This window comes from Streptomyces sp. SAS_272 (assembly GCF_052543235.1).
This window is the reverse complement of record NZ_JBMNDR010000044.1, coordinates 45,931-65,950: the sequence shown is the minus strand read 5'-3', so window position 1 is coordinate 65,950 and position 20,020 is coordinate 45,931. Positions and strand designations below refer to the sequence as shown.

General features: G+C 73.8%; 18 protein-coding genes and 1 pseudogene. 8 read left to right on the top strand and 11 right to left on the bottom strand.

Features of this window, described 5'->3' with window-relative positions:
* Nucleotides 1–41: 41 nt before the first annotated feature.
* The 7 genes from ACN6LD_RS24090 to ACN6LD_RS24060 all read right to left on the bottom strand — a co-directional run bounded on the left by ACN6LD_RS24090 (nt 42) and on the right by ACN6LD_RS24060 (nt 4,724).
* Nucleotides 42–875, bottom strand: a complete 834-nt coding sequence (locus ACN6LD_RS24090; RefSeq protein ID WP_319187699.1) for a class I SAM-dependent methyltransferase — start codon at nt 873–875, stop codon at nt 42–44.
* A gap of 316 nt (nt 876–1,191) precedes the next feature.
* Complete coding sequence (locus tag ACN6LD_RS24085) at nt 1,192–2,049, bottom strand: DMT family transporter (RefSeq protein ID WP_445044231.1); 858 nt, start codon at nt 2,047–2,049, stop codon at nt 1,192–1,194.
* Nucleotides 2,050–2,276: 227 nt separating this feature from the next.
* A complete protein-coding gene (locus ACN6LD_RS24080; RefSeq protein WP_319187703.1) occupies nt 2,277–2,420 on the bottom strand; it encodes a hypothetical protein in 144 nt (47 codons plus the stop codon).
* A 91-nt stretch (nt 2,421–2,511) separates the two neighbouring features.
* On the bottom strand, nt 2,512–2,898 hold the full coding sequence (locus tag ACN6LD_RS24075) for a hypothetical protein (protein WP_445044230.1): 387 nt from the start codon (nt 2,896–2,898) through the stop codon (nt 2,512–2,514).
* A 231-nt stretch (nt 2,899–3,129) separates the two neighbouring features.
* Nucleotides 3,130–3,306 (bottom strand): hypothetical protein, encoded by a 177-nt coding sequence (locus ACN6LD_RS24070; RefSeq protein WP_319187706.1) that lies wholly within the window; start codon nt 3,304–3,306, stop codon nt 3,130–3,132.
* Nucleotides 3,307–3,478: 172 nt separating this feature from the next.
* A complete protein-coding gene (locus tag ACN6LD_RS24065) occupies nt 3,479–4,171 on the bottom strand; it encodes an alpha/beta hydrolase (protein WP_445044229.1) in 693 nt (230 codons plus the stop codon).
* A 187-nt stretch (nt 4,172–4,358) separates the two neighbouring features.
* Nucleotides 4,359–4,724, bottom strand: coding sequence for an ANTAR domain-containing protein (locus ACN6LD_RS24060; RefSeq protein ID WP_445044228.1), 366 nt, complete (start codon nt 4,722–4,724; stop codon nt 4,359–4,361).
* A 277-nt stretch (nt 4,725–5,001) separates the two neighbouring features.
* On the opposite strand from ACN6LD_RS24060, the gene ACN6LD_RS24055 reads away from it, so the two are divergent.
* Nucleotides 5,002–5,961, top strand: coding sequence for a helix-turn-helix transcriptional regulator (locus tag ACN6LD_RS24055; protein WP_445044227.1), 960 nt, complete (start codon nt 5,002–5,004; stop codon nt 5,959–5,961).
* A 126-nt stretch (nt 5,962–6,087) separates the two neighbouring features.
* Here the strand turns inward: ACN6LD_RS24055 and gap are convergent, their stop codons facing one another.
* Both gap and ACN6LD_RS24045 read right to left on the bottom strand, forming a co-directional pair.
* Nucleotides 6,088–7,086 carry a type I glyceraldehyde-3-phosphate dehydrogenase gene (gene gap / locus ACN6LD_RS24050; protein ID WP_319187714.1) on the bottom strand — a complete coding sequence of 333 codons (999 nt, stop codon included), beginning with the start codon at nt 7,084–7,086 and terminating at the stop codon, nt 6,088–6,090.
* A gap of 116 nt (nt 7,087–7,202) precedes the next feature.
* Complete coding sequence (locus ACN6LD_RS24045) at nt 7,203–8,159, bottom strand: GlxA family transcriptional regulator (RefSeq protein ID WP_319187716.1); 957 nt, start codon at nt 8,157–8,159, stop codon at nt 7,203–7,205.
* A 160-nt stretch (nt 8,160–8,319) separates the two neighbouring features.
* Here ACN6LD_RS24045 and ACN6LD_RS24040 point away from each other — a divergent pair, with 160 nt between their 5' ends.
* A complete protein-coding gene (locus tag ACN6LD_RS24040; RefSeq protein ID WP_445044226.1) occupies nt 8,320–9,168 on the top strand; it encodes a pectate lyase in 849 nt (282 codons plus the stop codon).
* Between the two features lie 94 nt (nt 9,169–9,262).
* On the opposite strand, the gene ACN6LD_RS24035 is transcribed toward ACN6LD_RS24040, so the two are convergent.
* On the bottom strand, nt 9,263–10,918 hold the full coding sequence (locus ACN6LD_RS24035) for a sigma-70 family RNA polymerase sigma factor (protein ID WP_445044225.1): 1,656 nt from the start codon (nt 10,916–10,918) through the stop codon (nt 9,263–9,265).
* 312 nt (nt 10,919–11,230) lie between these two features.
* Here ACN6LD_RS24035 and ACN6LD_RS24030 point away from each other — a divergent pair.
* Nucleotides 11,231–11,434 (top strand): annotated as a pseudogene (locus tag ACN6LD_RS24030) (ABC transporter ATP-binding protein); the annotation flags it as partial.
* A 127-nt stretch (nt 11,435–11,561) separates the two neighbouring features.
* A complete protein-coding gene (locus ACN6LD_RS24025) occupies nt 11,562–12,752 on the top strand; it encodes an MFS transporter (protein WP_445044224.1) in 1,191 nt (396 codons plus the stop codon).
* A gap of 309 nt (nt 12,753–13,061) precedes the next feature.
* Here the strand turns inward: ACN6LD_RS24025 and ACN6LD_RS24020 are convergent, their stop codons facing one another.
* Nucleotides 13,062–14,663, bottom strand: a complete 1,602-nt coding sequence (locus tag ACN6LD_RS24020; RefSeq protein WP_445044240.1) for an MFS transporter — start codon at nt 14,661–14,663, stop codon at nt 13,062–13,064.
* A 632-nt stretch (nt 14,664–15,295) separates the two neighbouring features.
* Here ACN6LD_RS24020 and ACN6LD_RS24015 point away from each other — a divergent pair.
* The 4 genes from ACN6LD_RS24015 (at nt 15,296) to ACN6LD_RS24000 (ending at nt 19,959) form a co-directional block, all read left to right on the top strand.
* A complete protein-coding gene (locus tag ACN6LD_RS24015) occupies nt 15,296–16,723 on the top strand; it encodes a GH25 family lysozyme (RefSeq protein ID WP_445044223.1) in 1,428 nt (475 codons plus the stop codon).
* 49 nt (nt 16,724–16,772) lie between these two features.
* Nucleotides 16,773–17,714 carry a hypothetical protein gene (locus tag ACN6LD_RS24010; RefSeq protein ID WP_445044222.1) on the top strand — a complete coding sequence of 314 codons (942 nt, stop codon included), beginning with the start codon at nt 16,773–16,775 and terminating at the stop codon, nt 17,712–17,714.
* A 118-nt stretch (nt 17,715–17,832) separates the two neighbouring features.
* Nucleotides 17,833–19,311, top strand: coding sequence for a glutamate-cysteine ligase family protein (locus ACN6LD_RS24005; RefSeq protein WP_445044221.1), 1,479 nt, complete (start codon nt 17,833–17,835; stop codon nt 19,309–19,311).
* Between the two features lie 150 nt (nt 19,312–19,461).
* Nucleotides 19,462–19,959 carry a peptidylprolyl isomerase gene (locus tag ACN6LD_RS24000; RefSeq protein ID WP_057581125.1) on the top strand — a complete coding sequence of 166 codons (498 nt, stop codon included), beginning with the start codon at nt 19,462–19,464 and terminating at the stop codon, nt 19,957–19,959.
* Nucleotides 19,960–20,020: the final 61 nt, after the last annotated feature.

The following is a 20,020-nucleotide window of genomic DNA, read 5'->3' as shown; positions in this document are numbered from 1 at the left end:
CGCCGTGCCCGCGGCCTGCCGCCCACCGCTCGCCGGTGGGGTCAGCGGGGTGTCCGCCAGGTCATGACCTCCGTGGCCGGGAGGCGTTCGGCGAAGCGGCCGCCGCGCCCCGCCCGCCGCAGCAGGGCGCGCAGGTCCCGCTCGAAGTCGCCCAGCCGGTCGCCGAACAGATGGGGCGCGGAATCGGAGCGGGAGAACGCCCACGCCACGATGTCGTCCGCGGTGCGCTCGACCACTCCCCCGGCGGGCACGACATGCCGCCGGAAGTCCACGAACCCGGCCCGGGCCATGACGAGGTCCTCCCGGTTCGGCGTGCCGTTCACGAGCACTCCGCGTCCGGCGCGGCGCACCGGGCCGAGGTGTCGGCGCACGAGGGCGGCGATCAGGTCGTACGGGGGCGCGGGCGACGGCAGTGGCGTCGGATCGGGGGACGGCTTCTTGTGGTCGCTGACGTGGACGAAGAACCCTCCCGGCTCCAGCATCCGCAGCACCGTGGCGGCGACGCGGTCACGGTCGGTCCAGTGGAAGGACTGGGCGAACACCACCGCCCGGAACTCCCCGAGACCCGCCGGCAGGTCCTCGGCACGGGCGGCCACCCAGCGGGCGGTGACGCCGTGACGGCCGGCCCGGCGGTCGGCCTCGGCCAGCATGTCCTCGTCCGGGTCGACGCCCACCGCCTCGGTGAAGTGGCGCGCGAGGGCGAGCAGGACGGTGCCCGGGCCGCAGCCCACGTCGAGGAGTCTGCCCCGGCCGTCCAGACCGAGGGCGTCGACGACGGTCCGGGCGAGGCCCGGAGCGTACGGGAGTCGGCCGCGCTCGTAGTGGGCCGCGCTGCCCCGGAACAGTGAGCTGTCCCACTCCCACCCGTCAGGCATCCCGTTCCCCGACCCTCCGGCTCGCGGGCCTCGGCATCACCGGCCCGCCCCCTCCGCGGCGGCGGGCTGCGCGCGCTCGCCCGGTCCCGTACGTCACTCGTCGGCAAGCTACCCGATGTCTCATGCCACGGACACCGCCATCCCACCGACTCGGCTGTCTCCACGAGCCCTTCGCCGCTTCACGCGTCACCCCCTTCTCCAGCGCCTCCCACGACGTCTCCAGCAGCGTCGGCGAGAGCCGGCGTCCGGTCGCCGCGCCTCCCTTCGCTCTCCCGCCGCAGTCCCGCAGCGGCTGCCTCGCGCCGTGCGGGGCGGCTCACCGCACGACCTCGGCCGGCCGGGGCACCACACGCGCCAGCCGCAGGACGCCCCAGAGGAGGACGAGCGCGCCGAGCACCTGGGGGATCAGCCACCAGCCCGTGCGGATCCGTTCGCCGAACAGGGCGACGCCCAGCACGAGGCTCACCGAGGCGTCGCCGATGGTCAGCGCCGGCTGGGAGGCGGTGAGGGGACCTGCCTGGAGGGCGTTCTCCAGGAGGAGGACGGAGGCGATGCCGGTGAGGGCGAAGCCGTACGTCTGCCAGGCCCCGAGAAAGGCGGGCAGGCCGTCGTCGGCGAGGCGGCCCGTAGCCGACTTCAGCAGGGCGGCGGTCAGCGCGTTGCCGACCGCGGCGGCCGAGGCCAGCGCGGCGGCCCGGAACAGCCGGGAGGACGAGGAGCGGGCGAGCAGGACCGCGCCGGCCATCACTCCCAGGGCGATCACCAGGACCGGGACCCACCGGGCCATGGCCGCCTGTTCGCGCGTGCCCGAAGGGGCCGCCGCGGCCAGCAGGAGGGCCAGTCCGCCCACCACCGCGCCGACCGCCGTCCAGCCGTCGGCCGACAGCCGCCGGTGCAGCAGGGGCGCCGCCACCAGCAGGGCGAACGGGAGCTCGAGGATGAACACGGGCTGGACGAGCGCCATGGGCCCGTTGACGAGCGCCAGTGCCTGGAACAGCGCCGCGCCGGCCACGCCGGCGATCCCGATCGCCCAGGCGGGCCGCCGTACGAGGGCCAGCAGCAGGCGTACCCCGCCGCCCTGGTCCACGGTGGAGGCGGCCTTGCGCTGGAACGCCGTGCCCACCGCGTTGCTGGCGGCCCCGAGGACGGCGAAGAGCACGGCGAGCTCGATCATGACTCCACCATGCCCTGCGTGCGCGCTCCCTTCAGCGCGACGCGAGCGCTGCCGGCCGCGGGGCGCTCCCCCAGCCGCTTTGCAGCACAAAGCGGCGGTCGTCGGCCGCCTCGCGCCGACCTCCGCGGCAGCTCCCGTGTGTGAGGGCGGCTGCCTCACTGCGTCGGACGGTCACGGCGGCGTCCGGCGCGCGGAGCGACGTCGTCCGGCGCGGCCGTGAGGAGGCGTCAGCGGCGGGTGCGCAGCCGGGCGAGGAGGCCGCGGGCCTGGGCGCGGCGGCGCGGGTCGGACGCGGCACGCCGCGCCTGCTCGATCGTGCGCTGCCCCTGAGGGCTGCGGGCGAACGTCTTGATGCGCTGGATGAGGCTCATCGCTCTGCTCCCGTGGGGTCCGTCGACGTCGTTCGTCTTCTCGGCTCAGTCCTACCCCCGAACGGGTCGAACAGGCCGGCCGGTCGCCGCTTCACGCACACCGTGCCGCCGGCGCCACGCTGAGGCCTCGCGTCGCCTGGCCGACCGGGGTGCGAACGGGGACGGACGCGGTCCGGGCGGCCGCGGGCGCGGTGCGGGCCGGCCGGACCCGGTAGGTCGTCTTCGCCGGATCCGCGACGGGCTCGCCGAGCGTGATGCGTCCGGCCCCGTGCAGCGCGTCGCACTCGGCGCGGGACAGGGCGACGTAGCAGCCTCCCCGGCCACTGCCCGCGTCCAACGGCCGCCAGTAGCCGTAGGTGCGCCGGCCGTTCGCGTGCTCGGTGACGAAGACGGGGGTGCGCGGATCGGAGACGATGCGCAGGATGTCGGCTCCGGCACGGCTCAGCGGTTCCGTGGGGCGGGAGGGAGCCTTCCGCACGACGCTCCCCGCACCGCGCTCGTCCGGGAGGGGCAGACGTCGTGCCGCGGCTGGCCGGCGATTGGCGGTGGTCGGCATCATCGGTGACCTTTCCTGGACGGGGACTGGAGACCGCCTACCCGGCCGAGCCGGAGTTGATCTCTCTCCGGAGGCATCCTTCATCACACCACTGACAACGGGCCGTCCCTCAAGCACCGCCGCCCTTCCGGCGTCTGACGGATCCTCACGGAGTCAGGAGAAGAACGACCGCTGCGCGGGCAGGCCCGGCGTGAAGGAGGACGGCGCGCTCATGACCCGGTCCAGTTCGCGGCGGATGCGTTCGGCCTCGCCGCGCACCTGCGCGGGCACATCACCTCGTTCGCTGACGAGGCGGTGGTAGATCGGGGTGTCGTCGAAGACGGGGGTCACCGAGGAGGCTCTTCTTTCGGGTCGAACCGGCGCTTACGGGCAGTCGCCTGACGGCCCGGCAGCGGAACCGCCGAGCGGCGACATCATCGTATTGTCCCCGATGCGCCGCGGTGCGCGTGACGCGGGGCTCCTCGGAGGGTCGTGCGGGTCCGGGCGCCGGGCGCGTCCGGCGTCACCAGAGCAGGGGGTTCTCCGCCGCGCAGGCCCGTCCGGCCAGGCCTTCGAGGGCTACGGGCGCCGACTGCGCCCGCAGCAGCTGCGCGACGACCGCGGCCGTCGCACGGTGCCAGTCGGCGCCGCGCCGGAGCATCGCGTGGTCTCCCCCGCGGACAAGGACCAGACCGGCCTGCGCGCCCGCCTGTCGGGCCCGCCGCACGTACTCCGCGGACGCTGCGGGGTCGGTGACCCGGTCGCGGTCGCCGTGCAGGACGACGACCCGGGTCCCGGCGAGGTGGGCGACGGGTTCGCCGGGCGGACACCACGGTGCCAGCGCAAGCACAGCGTGCACCGCCGGGTCGGCGGCCGCGCGCAGCGCGGCCCGGCCGCCCATCGAGTGGCCGACCAGGGTCACGGGCACATCACCGGCGAGGCGCCGTGTCTCGTCGAGGGCCCGTGCCGCGTCGTCCACCGGGTCCGCGGTGGCGTTCCAGCCCTGGTACCGGTAGCGCACCTCGCCGACGAGGACGTCCCGGCGGTCCGTGGACGCGGCCGCGGCCCGCAGGACGGGACGCATGCGCAGGGCGGCCGGATGCCAGGCCTTCGACGTCCTGCGGCTGTGCTCCCGGCCGCCGTGCAGCACCAGGACGGCGGCCCTGGCCTGCGTCGTCGGCCTGCGCCGCACCACCAGCGCGGCAGCGCCCGCCACGGCCGTCCCCTTTTCGCCCGCTCCCCTTGCGCCCGCTCCCCTTGCGCCGGCTCCCTTGTCGCCCATCGCCCCGCCGCCTCCCGCAGCTCGCCCCGGACCGCCACGGGCCGGCCGGACACCTGCCGGCCAGGTCCGGCGGACACGGCCGAGGATGTCAGAGACAGCCCGGGTCCGCAGGGGCGACGGCTCACCCCCGGCGGACGAAGGGCTGCTCGGGCGCGGCTGCCCCCGCCTCGCCGAGCGCGCCGCCGGCCCTGGTGCGCTCCCGGGTGCGGACCACCGCGGCGCGCATCACGGGGCGGATCTCGTCGGGCAGGCGGCCGCACTCCACCCAGCGCAGCACGAGTTGCGCGACCTCGCGCAGCTTGATGTTGGTGTGCTGGGAGACCTGCTTCAGCACGTCCCAGCTCTCCTGCGAGGGAAGCCGGCACAGCGCCGCGACCACACCGATCGCCTGATCGATGACGGCGTGCGAGGTCAGGGCATGCCGGAGCTGCTCCACCTCTTGCTCGAGCGCGGCCACTCTCCGGACGAGTTCGTCGTTTTCCGACATACGAGGTCGCTCTCCTCCTCAGCCCCCGACAGCCGCCTGTCCGCAGACGAACGCCTGCGTCATCGTGACGTCCGCGTCCGCGAGCGTGACGTCGTCACCAGCCTGGGCGCCGGGACCGCCCCCGCGCGATCCCGTAAACGAACGAGATGGGAGACGACGATCCGCACAACGAAAAAAACACACCCTCCACGAGCCCCCCACAGGCATCCGGAACCGAACGCGGGGCAGATGCAGTCCGAGAGGGGCAGATCGCTCCGCGGCGAGGGGATCCGGGCGCATGCACACGCTCACGTTCGACAGTGACGACCTCGAGCTGACCGAGGACTTCCTCAGTCGCGCCTACGCCACCATGCGCATCGGCAGCAGCACCCCGGAGACCAGCAGGGCGCGGATCAGCCGCGGTGACCTCGGCCCGGTCACCGTCGACGAGCTCGACCTCGACTTCGACATGAGCTACGCCGTCACGCCCCTGGGCCGGATCTGTCTGTGCGTGGTCCACGAGGGCACGATCCGCGACCACGTCTACCCGGGGGTGGAGGACTCCTTCGGCCCCGGGGACGTGGTCTCCTTCGCGCCGCCGACACAGTCCTACGCGGGCCGCATCTGCGGTGCCCGCTACAACATCACCATGCTGGACACCGATCTGCTGACCCAGGTGGCGTCCACCGCGGGAACGGCGGTCAGCGAGCCCGTCCGGCTGACCGGGCACCGGCCGCACTCCGCCGACGCGGGCAGACGGCTGCGGGACACGATCTCCTACGTACGCGACCACATCCTGGCCGATCCGGCGCTCGCCGAGCAGCCGCTGGTCGCGTCGACGGCGTCCCAGCACCTGGCCGCGAGCGTGCTCGCCGCGTTCCCCAACACGGCGCTGACCGACCCCACGGCCACGGACCGGCGAGACGCCCATCCGGACATGCTGCGCCGCGCGCTGGCGTACATCGACGACCACGCCGACCAGCCGATCACCGTCGCCGACATCGCCGCGGCGGCGCACGTCACCGTCCGCGCCCTCCAGTACGCCTTCCGGCGCCACCTGGACAGCACCCCGCTGGCGTATGTGCGTGGCGTCCGGCTGTCCCACGCCCACCGGGACCTGCAGGCCGCAGCCCCGCAGGAAGGGGCGACGGTCACCGGCATCGCGGCCCGCTGGGGCTTCCACCACCCGGGCCGCTTCGCCGCGCTCTACCGCGAGACCTACCTGCGCAGCCCCGGCCAGACCCTCCAGGGCGGCTGACCGGGACCGGACCGCTTTGGGCCGGACCGACCCGGGCCGTCCTACGGCGTCCCGACCCGGCGATCCGGCGCCCGGTCCAGCGCTCGGCCTGGGGCTCGGCCTGGGGCTCGGTCCGGCCGTCGCAGGTCAGCGGGCGGCGAGGAGTTCGAGGGTGTCGATCACGCGGTTCGAGAACCCCCACTCGTTGTCGTACCAGGCGACCACCTTGACGTGGCGGCCGTCGACGCGGGTGAGGGCCGAGTCGAAGATCGACGACGCCGGGTTGCCGGTGATGTCGGACGACACCAGCGCGTCCTGCGAGTACTCGAGGACGCCGGCCAGCGGACCCTCGGCCGCGGTGCGGTAGGCCGCCAGCACCTCGTCGCGCGTCACCTCGCGGGCGACGGTGGTGTTCAGCTCGACGATCGACCCCACCGGTACCGGCACCCGGATCGAGTCGCCGGACAGCTTGCCGTCGAGGTTCGGCAGCACGAGCCCGATCGCCTTGGCGGCGCCCGTCGTGGTCGGAACGATGTTCACGCCGGCGGCACGGGCGCGGCGCGGGTCGCGGTGCGGGCCGTCCTGGAGGTTCTGCTCCTGCGTGTACGCGTGCACGGTCGTCATGAAGCCGTGCTCGATGCCGGCGAGACCGTCGAGGACGGCGGCCAGCGGGGCGAGCGCGTTGGTGGTGCAGGACGCGTTCGAGACGATCGTGTGCAGCTCGGGGTCGTAGGCGTCGGTGTTGACGCCGTAGGCGAGGGTGACGTCGGCGCCGTCCGAGGGCGCGCTGACGAGCACCTTGCGCGCGCCCGCGTCGAGGTGGGCGCGGGCGGCCTTGGCAGAGGTGAAGCGGCCGGTCGCCTCCAGCACGATGTCGACGTCGAGTTCGGCCCACGGCAGCTGCGCCGGCTCGCGCTCGGCGAGCACCTTGATGCGACGGCCGTCGACGACGAGGGCGCCGTCCTCCACGGTGACCGGGCGGCCGAGCCGACCCGAGGTGGAGTCGAAGGCCAGCAGCCGCGCGAGGGCGGTGGGCTCGGTGAGGTCGTTGACGGCGACGATCTCGAGGTCGCTGTCGCGTTCGAGGAGCGCACGCAGCACGTTGCGTCCGATGCGGCCGAATCCGTTGACGGCGATGCGAGTCATGAGTGGTGTCCCTTCGGTTCGCCACCAGCCTCGCGCGGGGCGGGCGGCGCCGACCACGGCGTGAGCGCCATGGTTCGAAAGGATCCCGCCAGGCGCGCGGACGGCCCGGTCCGCCGCTACTCGCCGCGGGTGAAGGTGCGCCGGTATTCGCTCGGCGTGGTGCCCAGGATCTGCTGGAAGTGCGTCCGCAGGTTCGCGCCCGTGCCGAGGCCGACGTCGTTCGCGATCTGCTCGACCCCGCGCTCGGAGCGCTCGAGCAGCTCACGGGCCGCGTCGATACGGGCACGCATGATCCACTGCATCGGCGTGTACCCGGTGTCCTCGACGAAGCGGCGCGAGAAGGTGCGCTCGGACACCGCCGCGTGACGGGCCATCGCCTCCAGGGTCAGCGGCTCGTCGAGCCGGTGCAGCGCCCACTCGCGGGTGGCAGCGAACCGCTCGCCCAGCGGCTCCGGCACGCTGCGGGGCACGTACTGCGCCTGGCCGCCGCTGCGGTAGGGGGCGGCGACCAGCCGCCGGGCCGCGTGGTTGGAGGCCGCCACCCCGAGGTCGCGGCGCAGGACGTGCAGGCAGAGGTCGATGCCGGAGGCGGCGCCGGCCGAGGTGAGGACACTGCCCTCGTCGACGAAGAGGACGTTCTCGTCGACCCTGACGCGCGGGTGCCTCGCCGCGAGGGCCCGGGCGTAGTGCCAGTGCGTGGTGGCACGGCGGCCGTCGAGCAGACCGGTGGCGGCGAGCGCGAAGGCGCCGGTCGAGATGGCGGCGAGCCGAGCGCCGCGGGCGTGGGCGGCGATCAGCGCGCCGACGACGGCCTTCGGCGGGTCGTCGCGGTCCGGGAAGCGGTAGCCGGGGATGAAGACGACGTCGGCCCACTCGAGCGCCTCCAGGCCGTGGGCGACGTGGTACGACAGTCCGTCGCCGCCGCTCACCGGGCCGGGCGCCGCCCCGCAGACCCGGACCTCGTACGGCATGCTCGCGCGGGTCGTGAAGACCTGCGCCGGGATGCCTACGTCGAGGGGCTTCGCTCCGTCGAGCACGAGGACGGCGACGCGCCGGAGGCGGGAGGACGACATTCGCCACAGCGTACGGGGCGGGTCCCGGGGAGCGTCCGCCGCGCCGCACGGGGTGTCGGAGGGCTCCACGGGGGCTTCCTGGGGCGGGCCGGGCGGTGAACGCGCCCGCGACCGCACGCGTATGGCTCTCCGACGGTTCATCGAAAGGCGCGGTGCTCACGTGACAGCTCACTCTCCCCACTCCGGTCACCGCAGGCGTCAGAACCGCACCCCGCTGATCGCCGCCGCCGCGGCCGGCGTCCTCGCGGTCACGCTGGCGGCGCAGGCCGCCCTCGCGAGCGGCGAACCGGGGACGGCCGCCGAACCGGCCGGCGCCCACGTCCTCGCCGTACCGCGGGCCTCGGGCGAGCAGCGGCTGACCGCGACCCGGCGGATCACCGGCGTCGTGGACGGCGCGTGGACCCGGTTCACCGGAGCGGGCGCCCTGGGCGGGGACGGTCGGGGGAAGGGCCGAAAGCCGCTGTTCGAGCTGGCGGACGGCGCCGTCCTGAAGAACGTCGTCCTGGGTGCTTCCGCCGCCGGCGGCGTGCGCTGCCTGGGCAGTTGCACCCTGCAGAACGTGTACTGGGAGGACGTGGGCGAGAACGCGGCCGCTTTCCTCGGCACGTCCGCGGACGCGGTGTACACCGTCAGCGGCGGCGGCGCCGCCGACGCGGCGGGCACGGTGTTCCGGTTCGACGGGGCGGGCACGTTGACCGTGCGCGACTTCGCCGTGGCCGGTTTCGGGGAACTGGTGCGCTCCTGCGGCGACTGCGGTGAGCAGTTCCGTCGGGACGTGGTGCTGGAGGACGTCACGGCCACCGCGCCCGGCGGCGAACTGGTCGGCGTCAACGGCAACTTCGGTGACACCGCCCGGCTGAGCGGTGTCACCGTGGTCGGCGACGCGGGCCGGGACGTCGTGCCCTGCCAGAAGTTCGAGGGGGTGACCTCAGGCGAGCCGGCGAAGCTCGACGCCGGACCCGACGGAGTGAACTGTCTCTACGAGGAGTCCGACGTCACCTTCCGGTGAGCCCGCGACCACAGCCCGCCGGTCACGTGGTCACCCGGCCGCCCGGTCATGCGGTCAACCGGTCACCCGGTCACCCGGTCACCCGGTCACCCGGTCACAGCTTGGCGCCGAAGTTCTGCGTCCACCACGGGCCGCCGGCGCCGTCGTGGATGCCCACGCCGATGTTCTTGAAGTCGCAGTTGAGGATGTTGGCGCGGTGGCCGGGGCTGTTCATCCAGGACGTCATCACCGACTGCGCCGTCTGCTGCCCCTTGGCTATGTTCTCGCCGTACGTGGACCAGCGGTAACCGGCGGCGGTGATGCGCGCTCCCGGGTCGGCGCCGTCGGGGTTGGTGTGGTCGAAGAAGTCGCGCGCCGCCATGTCGTCCGAGTGGCCCTGGGCGGACTTGTGCAGCAGCGGGTCTCCGGTGAGGGGGCCGCAGCCCGCGGCCGCCCGTTCCTCGTTGACCAGGGCGATCACCTGGCTCTCGCGGTCGGACGAACCCGACTGGGCGAACGGCGTCCTCGAGGTGGACCGCTGAGCGCCGGCGGCCGGCTTCGCCGGTGTCTTCGCCGGGGCGCTGCGCGAGGCCCGGGCGCTCGGCGAGGCAGTCGCGGCCGGCGACTTCGACGCCGAGGGCGAGGCCGGGACGGACGGGGACGGCGAGGGCGACGGACTCTCGCGGTCGGCGTCGGGGGACGGCCGGTCCGAGACGAGGGCGTCGTTCGCGGGCTGCACCGCGGTGCTCTGCCCGGACCCCGTGTCCGGCTGCATCCCGAAGCAGTAGAGCCCGCCGCCCGCCACGCACGCGGCCACCACCGCACCGCCGACCGCCCGCCGCCGTGTGCGCCGCCGGCGGCGGGCCGCGGTGCGCGAGCCGCCGCGGTCGCCGGAGGCGCGGCGTCCCGTCCGCACGATCACGGTGGGATCCCCGTCCGCGGTCGGCGGGGTGGCCGAGGCGGCCAGGGCGACGGTGTCGGCGGCGCCGGGGGTCTTGGCCAGGAGCGCGGACGACACCGCGACCAGCGCCAGCCCGGCCAGCAGCCCCTCCGCGGGCAGCAGTCCGCTCCACAGGCCCGAGCACCGGGCGCAGCCGCGTGCGTGGCGGGCTATGCGCTTGCGCCACAACGCCGAGGGCCGGCCGTCGAAGCCTGCAAGGGCGCCCCGCAGTTCCGCGCACGGCGGCTGTGCGTCCAGCGCCCGCACCACGACCCGCGCCGCCTCCAACTGCGCCTTCATCCGCTGCACGCGCACGGCCGTGTGCTGCGGTGTCAGCGTCAGGGCGTCGGCGATCTCGGCGCGGGTCAGCTCGCCCGCGCACTCCAGCCACCACAGGGACAGCAGGCCGCGGTCCTCGGGCTCGAGCCAGCGCGTGGCGCGCGCGGTCTCCTGCCGCTGGCCGGACAACTGCAGCTGCACGATGGTCAGGTCGACGAAGTCGGCGCCCGGGTCGGCCACCTCGTCGGCTTCCTCCATGCCGCCCTGAGCGGGCTGGAGGCGGTTGAAGTGCGCGCGTACCTGGTTCAACGCGATGGCCACCAGCCAGGAGCGGAAGCTCTCGGGCGACCTCAGCGTGCTCAGCGAGTCGAGGGCTCGCAGCATGGTGTCCTGCACGACGTCGTCCACGTCCACCGAACCGTTCAACGCCCGGCCCACGATGTTGTAGACCAGCGGGAGGTAGGCGCCGACGAGCGCGTCCTGAGCCGCCTGGTCGCCCGCCCGGGCGGCCCTCACCAGCTCCGCCGCGTCCACCGTGTGCCGTTCACTCATTGCTGCTTCCCTGTCCTCGACTCCGAACGATGCTGTCCCTCGCTTCGGGGATCGCCGCGGGAGCACCGGATAACGGTTCTTCGGAAAAACGTGCGAGGAGAGAGTCGCCGCTGTGGCGCTGCCGGCGCAATGGAGGCGGTCACACTGCGGCGGGCGGACCGGGAACGGACAGCGCCGCAGCGGGCCTCGCGACGCGACGGATGCGTGATCGACCGGCGAGGAGCGCTGGCACCGATCGACAAATGAAGTTAGGCTAACCTAAGTTCATCGAAGCGTCGTCAACTGCCGTGCGTCATCGGTCCGGAGGGACACGTGAGGAAGGCGGATCCGCCCGGCCGGAGAGTCCTGCGCCGGGCCGTGCGCGAACAGCGCCGCGACGTCGCCCTGGGCGCCGTCCTCGGCATGGGCCACCAGACGGGCGAGGCTCTCGTGCCGGTGCTCATCGGACTGGCGGTCGACGAGGGCGTCGTGGACGGCGACGTGCCCGGCCTCCTGCTGTCGCTGGGCTGCTCGGCAACGGCGCGGTATCTCGTCAAGCAGGGCCGCGTGTACGCCGGCTGACACCGCCGGACGCCCCGGAGCCGACCGCGCCGACGCGCGCCGGTCGGTCGCCGGGGCGGCGCACGGGGTTACTGTCGCCCGCATGGACCGTGAACGCCGAGGCCGGCTCCGGAGTCTCCTCGCCGGCGCCGTGTTCGCCGTGTGCATGGCCGGCACCACGCTGCCCACCCCTCTCTACGGCCTGTACCAGGAGAAGTTCGGCTTCTCCGAACTGACGGTCACCGTCGTGTACGCCGTGTACGCCTTCGGCGTCATCGGGATGCTGCTGCTGGCGGGCAACGCCTCGGACACCGTCGGCAGACGTCTGGTGCTGCTGTGGGGCCTGGGCTTCGCGGCCGCGAGCGCGGTCTGCTTCCTGTGCGCCACCGGGCTGGGCTGGCTGTACGCGGGGCGGCTGCTGTCGGGGTTCTCCGCCGGCCTGTGCACCGGGGCCGCCACGGCGTACGTGATGGACCTCGCCCCGCCGGACGGCGCCCCCCGGGCCACCCTGGTGGCGACGGCCGCCAACATGGGCGGCCTCGGCTGCGGTCCGCTGCTGGCCGGGGTGCTCGCGCAGTACGCGGACCGGCCGTTGTACCTGCCGTTCGCCGTGCACCTCGTCCTGATCGCCGGCTCGGCCGCCGTCCTCGCGCGCCTTCCGGAGACCGTGGCGGACCGGGGACCGGTCGGCGCGGTGCGTCCACAGCGGCCCGGTCTGCCGTCGCAGGTGCGGACGGTGTTCGGGCCGGCGGCCGCCGCCTCCTTCGCCGGGTTCGCGCTGTTCGGCGTGTTCACCTCGGTCAGCCCGGCGTTCCTCGCCCGGTCACTGGACGTCGGCAACCACGCCGTGAGCGGACTCGTCGTCGCGCTGGCCTTCTTCGCCTCCGTCGCCGGGCAGACGGCCGTCGGACGCGTCGGCGTCGCACGGTCGCTGCCGCTGGGCTGCGCCGTGCTCCTGGCCGGTCTGGCGCTGCTCGCGGGCGCGCTGCGCTGGGACCTGCTCACCCTGGTCGTGCTCAGCGCGGCGGTCGGCGGCGCCGGACAGGGCATGACCTTCCGTGGGGCGCTGTCCGCGGTGGCCGCGGCGTCCCCGTCGGAGCAGCGCGCGGCGGTGATCTCGACGCTCTTCGTGGTGGCCTACACGGGCATCTCGGTGCCGGTGATCGGTGTGGGCGTGCTGGTCGGCCCCCTCGGCCTGGAGGGCGCCGGCCTGGTGTTCATCGCGTCCATGGCCGTACTCGTGTCGCTGGCGGCGGCCTACCTGCTGCGTCGACCGGTGCCGGCGAAGGGCTGACCGCCCGGCGGGGCCGACCGCCCGCCGCGCGCGCCGCGTGCACGCCTGGCCGCGTCCGTATGGGTGGGTTCGGCCCTCGGGCGAAGCGGGACGGGGCGGTTCCGCGTTGTGCAGGCCCCATCCGTCATCACGTCATCACGGGAAAGGCCCTTCGATGCGACGTACCGCTCTGCTCGCCGTCTGCGCCCTGGTCAGCGCCGCGGCCACGGGATTCTTCACCACCAGCGCCCTGCGCAGCCGCTGACAGCGCGGCCGGGGCGGCCCCCACGGGCTCCCCGGCCCGGTCCGCGCGGTCCTGAACGGGCGTTCTCAGCGCCGTGCGAGCGGTTCCTGCGACGCCTTGTCGGGTTGTACCGCGCCGCCGGGATGACGGCCGGCGCACAGGAACCCGATGCCCAGGGCGATGGCCATCCCGTAGAACACCCACTGGTTGGCCTGGGCGAAGTCCATGCGGATCGCGGACATCGACTCCCGCACCGTGGTCGCGACCGGCCCGTCTCCGCTGGGCTGCCGGTTGTCGGCGTTTCCCGTCACCGCTTCTGCGACCCCCCGTGCCGCGTCGCTCGCGGCTCCGGACGGCACACCGCGCGACTCGAGCGTGTTGCGCACGTTGTCGGTCATGGCGTGGGTCAGCAGCGTGCTGAAGAGGGCCAGGCCGACGCTGGCCGCGTAGTTGCGGATCGTCTGCGTGATGCCCGTGACCTCGCCGTACGAGGCGTCGATCGCCCGGTTGACGGCGTCCGTCGACGCGGGAGCGAGGATGAAGCCGATCCCGGCGCCCGCGAGAGCCGCGTAGGGCCACTGGTCGTGCATGGACAGATCGGTCAGCTTCCCGGCCCACAGGGCGAACCCGACGGCCCCGACCACGCAGCCGATCCGCAGGGCCGGCCGCGCGCCGCGTTTGTCGAGGATCCGCCCGCCCCACTGCGAGGCGAGCGCGAAGCCCGCGAAGAAGTACAGCAGGTACAGCGCCGCCTGGTTGGGCGAGGCGCTCAAGGACACCTGGGCGTAGACGGAGGCGAAGAAGAACAGCGGGACGAACGCGAGCATGGCGAAGAACAGCACGACCGAGTCGACGACGAAGGCCCGGTCCCGGAAGACCGCGAGCCTGACCAACGGGCTGGCCGTGCGCAGTTCGTAGCGGCAGAACAGCCACAGCACGGCCAGGCCCCCCACGATGCAGACCCAGGTGAGCACGCTGTCCCAGCCCCACGCCGAGGCCTGCTGGAAGCCGAGCACGCTCGCGCCCATGCCGAGGGCGATCAGCGCCGCGCCCGGCACGTCCAGCTTCTCGTCGCGGCGGCGGTCGGACACGCGGGCGAGCGCCGTCAGGATCAGCGCGACGACGGCCACGGGCACGTTGACCCAGAAGATGGCGCGCCAGGTCCAGTCCGTGAGCCAGCCGCCGAGCAGCGGCCCCAGCGCCGTCAGCGCGCCGGTGACACCGAAGAACAGTGCGAGCGCGCGACCGCGTCGCTCCACCGGGAACACCGCCACGACCACGGCCAGGGCCGCGGGGAAGAGCAGTGCGGCGCCGAGCCCCTGGGTCGAACGGAAGACGACGAGCCAGGTCAGGGCGAAGTCGCCGCGAGGGACGCAGCCGCACAGGATCGACGAGATCACGAACACCAGGGTGCCGATCACGACGATGCGGCGGGGACCGAACAGGTCCGCCAGACGTCCTCCGAGGGCGAAGAAGGCGGCCAGCGCCAGGAGATAGGCGTTGACCACCCACTGCATGCCGGAGGCCGAGAGGCCCAGCTCGTCGACGATGTCCGGCGTCGCGATCGCCACGATGGTCTGGTCGATGAACGTCATCGCGACCGCGAACATCATGGCCGCGAGCGCCACCGACGGTGACGGCGCACCCCGGCCCGCCGGTGTGTTCCCCGCCCGGTGCTTGGTGTACATGCCAGTCATCACCTCAGTCTGCGCCCGGTCGACCGGTGACGCATGTGCTGAGCCGGACGGCCGGGGCCCGGTATTCGGGCCGACCGGGCCCGCACCGGGCGGCGACGACGACCTGTCCGCGGCGGTGTCCGCGACGCCCGGGACGCCGCGCTCCCGTCCGCCGTCCACCGGGGGCTCCGGCGGGTGCCGTCCCGCGCCGGTCTCAGCAGCCGGCGGGAAGCACCAGGTCACGCGCCCTTCGTCGGCTTCGTGTCCCACGGGGAGGCGTTGCGCTGTTCCGTCGCGGCCGGTCCGTGACAGCGTCGGTCCCGCCGAAAGGCGTGCGGGCGCCGCGGAGTTGGGCGCGGCGCCCGGCTCTGGCGGCCGGGCTCCCTCGGGGGAGGGCCCGGCGTCGGCCACCGCGCGCCCTGCCGCCGCGACCGGCCATGTCCACCACTTCGCGGCGCGGCGCCCGGGACACCGCGCCCGAGCACACGACAAGCACCCCGGAACACGGGCACCGCCACAGACCACAGACCACGGACGACAGGGCCGCAAGGCCACAGGCCACAGGGCCGCAAGGCCGCAAGGCCGCAAGGCCGCAAGGCCGCAGGCCATATGGCCGGGGCCCAGAAACCAGGACAAGGAATCCCATGACCAGAACGGCTCGGCATCTGGCTCGTCGCCCGGCTCCCTTCCTCGCCACGATGCTGCTGACGGCAGCCGTCGGACTCGCCGGGGCGGCCCGGAGCGACGCGGCGTCCCCCGGCGGCCCGCCGGCCTCACGACCGGTTGCCGCGGCGGCGGCCGACGCGGCCGGGCCCGGCGTCGTGGCAGCGACCGCGGTGTGCGGTCACACCGCCGAACAGCCGCCGCTGGCACAGGGATCGGCGGGTCTCGCGACGCGCGAGGCGCAGTGCGAGCTGAACCTGGCCGCCAAGTCCGGGCGCCACACGCCGATCGCGGCGGACGGATCCTTCGGGGCCGGCACCGCGGAACGGGTCCGGACCTTCCAGCGGTGCGCGGGACTCACCGCCGACGGGGCGATCGGGCCCGGCACCTGGGCCGCGCTCAACGCCCGGGCCGCGCATCCGCAGCCCTGCACGCCCGACGGCACGCCGAGCGCCCCGCAGGCCTCCGTGTGCGGACACACCGACACACGTCCCACGCTGCGCCGGGGCGCGAAGGGCGTCGAGGTCAAAGAACTGCAGTGCCGTCTCAACCTGGCGATGGAACCGGGCCACTACCCGCCGCTCACGATCGACGGCGATTTCGGCGGCGGCACCGAGAACCGGGTCGTCGAGTTCCAGATGTGCGCCAACCTGGGCACGGACGGCGTCGTCGGCCCCAACACCTGGGCCAGGCTGGCCGATTGGTCGAGCCGCGACGCCTACTGCACGCCGCCTCGGCCGGCCGGGTATCCGATCGACGGTCTCGACACCGCCAAGTACCAGCATCCGGGCGGCGCTGCGATCGACTGGGCCGCGGTGCGGGCGGCGGGCGTGGAGTTCGCGACCGTCAAGGCCACCCGAGGGCTCGACGTGACGGACGAGTACCTCGCCTCCGACATGGACGCCGCCCGGGCAGTGGGGCTCGCGGTCGCGCCCTACCACTTCTACACCGGCGCCGCCGCCGGCACCGGCGCCGCTCAGGCCGACCGGTTCATCGCCGCGGTGCGCGCGGCCGGCTACACCGGACAGCGTCCCGGAGACCTGCCGCCGGTCTTCGACCTGGAGCGCATGGACGACGGCAGCGGGCGCTGCCCGACCCATCTGACGGTCGCCGACGCCACCGCCTGGCTCGACACGGTGGAGGCCGCCTTCGGCCGCAGGCCCGTCGTCTACACCCAGAAGTCGTTCCTCGACGACTGCCTGGGGTCGACCCCGGCCTTCGCCGCCTATCCGCTGCAGCTCGCGGACTACCGTCAGCCGATCACCGCGCCGCCTCTGCCGAACGGCTCCGGCTCCTGGCTCATGTGGCAGTACACCGAGTCCGCGCTCTTCGACGGCATCCGGGCCCCGGCCACCGGGGACGTCTTCAACGGCACCCAGGAGGATCTCGACCGGCTGGCCAACCGCTGACCCGTCGGCCGGGGTGCGCGGCGGCCCGGCCGGGGGGAAGCTGACGATCATGGCAGGCAAGCGGGTGGGACCGGACGGGGAGGCCGGCGTGGAGCAGGTGCTCGACGAGCTCTACGCCACGGCGCCGTCCGACTTCGTCTCCCGGCGGGAGCAGGAGGCCCTCGCGGCCCGGTCCGACGGGCGGGCCGCCGACGCCCGCCGGATCCGGGCCGCCCGCCGCCCGACCCAGGCGGCCTGGGCGGCCAACCTGCTGTTGCGCGCCCGGCCGCAGGAGAGCCGCCGGTTCCTCGAGCTGGGGCAGGCGCTTCGCGAGGCCTACCGCACGCTGGACGCCGACGGCGTCAGGGAACTGTCCGAGCAGCGCCGCAGCATCGTCTCGGCTCTGTCCCGGCAGGCGGCCGAGCTGGCTCACGAGGCCGGGCACCGGCTGTCGGACGCGACCCGGCAGGACGTCGACTCCACCCTGCGCGCGGTTCTCGCCGACCAGGACGCGGCGGACCGCTGGGCGGCCGGCCGCCTGGAGAGCGCCCTCACCCCGCCGGCCGACTTCCCGGCCCGCTCGGCCCCCTCGGCCGGCACGGCGGCGGGCGGCCGGAGCGAGCGCGCCCGGGTGGAGGCACCGAGGCCGTCGACGCGGTCACGGAAGCAGGACGAGCTCGCCGACCGGCGCCGTAGGCGTCAGGAGCAGCTCGAAGCGGCCCGGCGGGCGGCAGAGGAGGCCGCACGCGTGCTGGACGACCTGCGGGCCGCCCGGGCGGACGCCGCATCGGCGCTCCAGCAGGCCCGCGACCGCCACGGCCTCGCCGAACAGCGGCGTTCCGCGGCCGAGGAGGAGCTGCGCGGGGCGGGCGAGGAGCTGTCGAGGGCCGAACGGGAACGGCAGGACGCCGAGGACGGGCTGCGGGCGGCCGACGACGCGGTGAAAAGGGCCGAACGGACGGCACGGGACGCCGAGAAGCAGGCGGCACGTCTGGCCGGACCGGCCGGCTAGGGCGCGGCGCGGGAACGGGTGCGGCCGGGGGCGTCCCCCATGTCGCCTGGTGAGGGTCGTCCGGCAGTGCGACGCTGGAGGCGAGAGGCGTCCGAGATGGGACGCGCCGGGAGGGCCCATGGGACGCGACGTCCCGGCGCTGGTCTTCACCCGCGAGGACCGCCGCCGGTACCGGATCAAGATGCAGGAGTGCCTCGAGGTGTTCGCGCAGATGCTGCGCGATTCGCGGTTCGAGTACGAGCGGCCCCAGGTGGGCCTGGAGATCGAGCTGAACCTGGTCGACGCCGAGGCAGAACCCGCGATGCGCAACACCGAGGTCCTCGATGCGATCGCGGACCCCGCCTGGTCCACCGAGCTGGGCCGCTTCAACCTCGAGATCAACGTCCCGCCCCGTCGGCTGACGCAGGGCGGCCCCGACGCCTGGGAATCCGAGATCCGGGCCGCCCTGAACCACGCCGAAGAGCGAGCCGGCTCGGTCGGCGCCCGACTGATCATGATCGGCATTCTGCCCACCCTGCGGCAGGAGAACGTCGGAGCGTCCTCGCTGTCGGAGAACGCGCGGTACCGGCTGCTCAACGACCAGGTGTTCGCGGCTCGCGGCGAGGACCTGCACATCGAGATGGACGGCGTCGACCGGCTGCGGACCTACGCGGACACGATCACCCCGGAGGCCGCCTGCACCAGCACCCAGTTCCATCTCCAGGTCTCCCCCGACGAGTTCGCCGCCTACTGGAACGCGGCCCAGGCGATCGCGGGCGTCCAGGTGGCGCTCGCGGCCAACTCGCCGTTCCTGTTCGGCAGGGAGCTGTGGCACGAGACCCGCATCCCGCTGTTCGAGCAGACCACCGACACCCGTCCGCAGGAGATCAAGGCACAGGGCGTGCGACCCCGGGTGTGGTTCGGGGAGCGGTGGATCACCAGCGTCTTCGACCTGTTCGAGGAGAACCTGCGCTACTTTCCGGCGCTGCTCCCCCTGTGCGACGAACAGGACCCGCGCGAGACCCTGGCGGGAGGCGACGTCCCCGAGCTCGGCGAGCTGACCCTGCACAACGGCACCATCTACCGCTGGAACCGTCCGGTCTACGCCGTCGCCCACGACCGGCCGCATGTCCGGGTGGAGAACCGCTGTCTGCCGGCCGGGCCGACGGTGGCGGACACCCTCGCCAACGGCGCGTTCTACTACGGACTCACCCGCGCCCTGGTGGAGGAGGAGAGGCCGGTGTGGTCGCGGATGTCCTTCCGCACCGCCGAGGACAACCTGCACGCCGCCGCCCGGCACGGCATCGATGCCCGGCTGTACTGGCCCGGCATGGGCGAGGTCACGGCGCCCGAGCTCGTCCTGCGGCGACTGCTGCCGCTGGCCCACCGGGGGCTGGAGCTGTCCGGGATGGACGCGGCCTGGCGGGAGCCGCTGCTCGGCGTCATCGAACAGCGGTGCGTCACCGGCCGCAACGGGGCGGTCTGGCAGAAGGAGATGTTCCACCGCATCACCGCCTCCGCCCACGCGGGCCGGCACGAGGCACTGCGGCGGATGACGCAGCTCTACATCGACTACATGCACCTCAACGCGCCCGCCCACACCTGGCCGGTCGACTGACCGGCGCCGGCGGAGGCGGGCGCGGCGGTCGCGGCCGGGTGCCTTTCACGCTGACGTGCCCCTTCGAACACTCGCTACGCAAACCGAACATAAGGGGCAACACGGCACCCGCAGTGCGACAGCACTCGCAGGAGCGTGCAGGATGGTCCTATGACGATCAAGGTTTACTTCGACATCACCATCAACGACGAGCCCGCCGGGCGGATCAACTTCAACCTGTTCGACGACGTGGTGCCCAGGACCGCGGAGAACTTCCGCGCGCTCGCCACCGGCGAGAAGGGATTCGGCTACGCCGGCTCCTCCTTCCACCGGGTCATCCCCGCCTTCATGCTCCAGGGCGGCGACTTCACGCGTGGCAACGGGACCGGCGGCAAGAGCATCTACGGCGAGAAGTTCGCCGACGAGAACTTCACGCTCAAGCACGACCGGCCGGGTCTGCTGTCCATGGCGAACGCGGGCCCGAACAGCAACGGCTCGCAGTTCTTCGTCACCACGATCGTGACGGACTGGCTCGACGGCAAGCACGTCGTGTTCGGCGAGGTCGCCGACGACGACAGCATGGCCCTCGTCAAGAAGATCGAGGCGCTCGGCTCCCGCAGCGGCTCGACCTCGGCGAAGATCACCATCGCGGCCTCCGGCCAGCTCTGAGTCGGACCTCCGCACCACCCGCCCGGCTGGGGGGCCGCCTCGGCCGGGCGCGGTGAGCGTC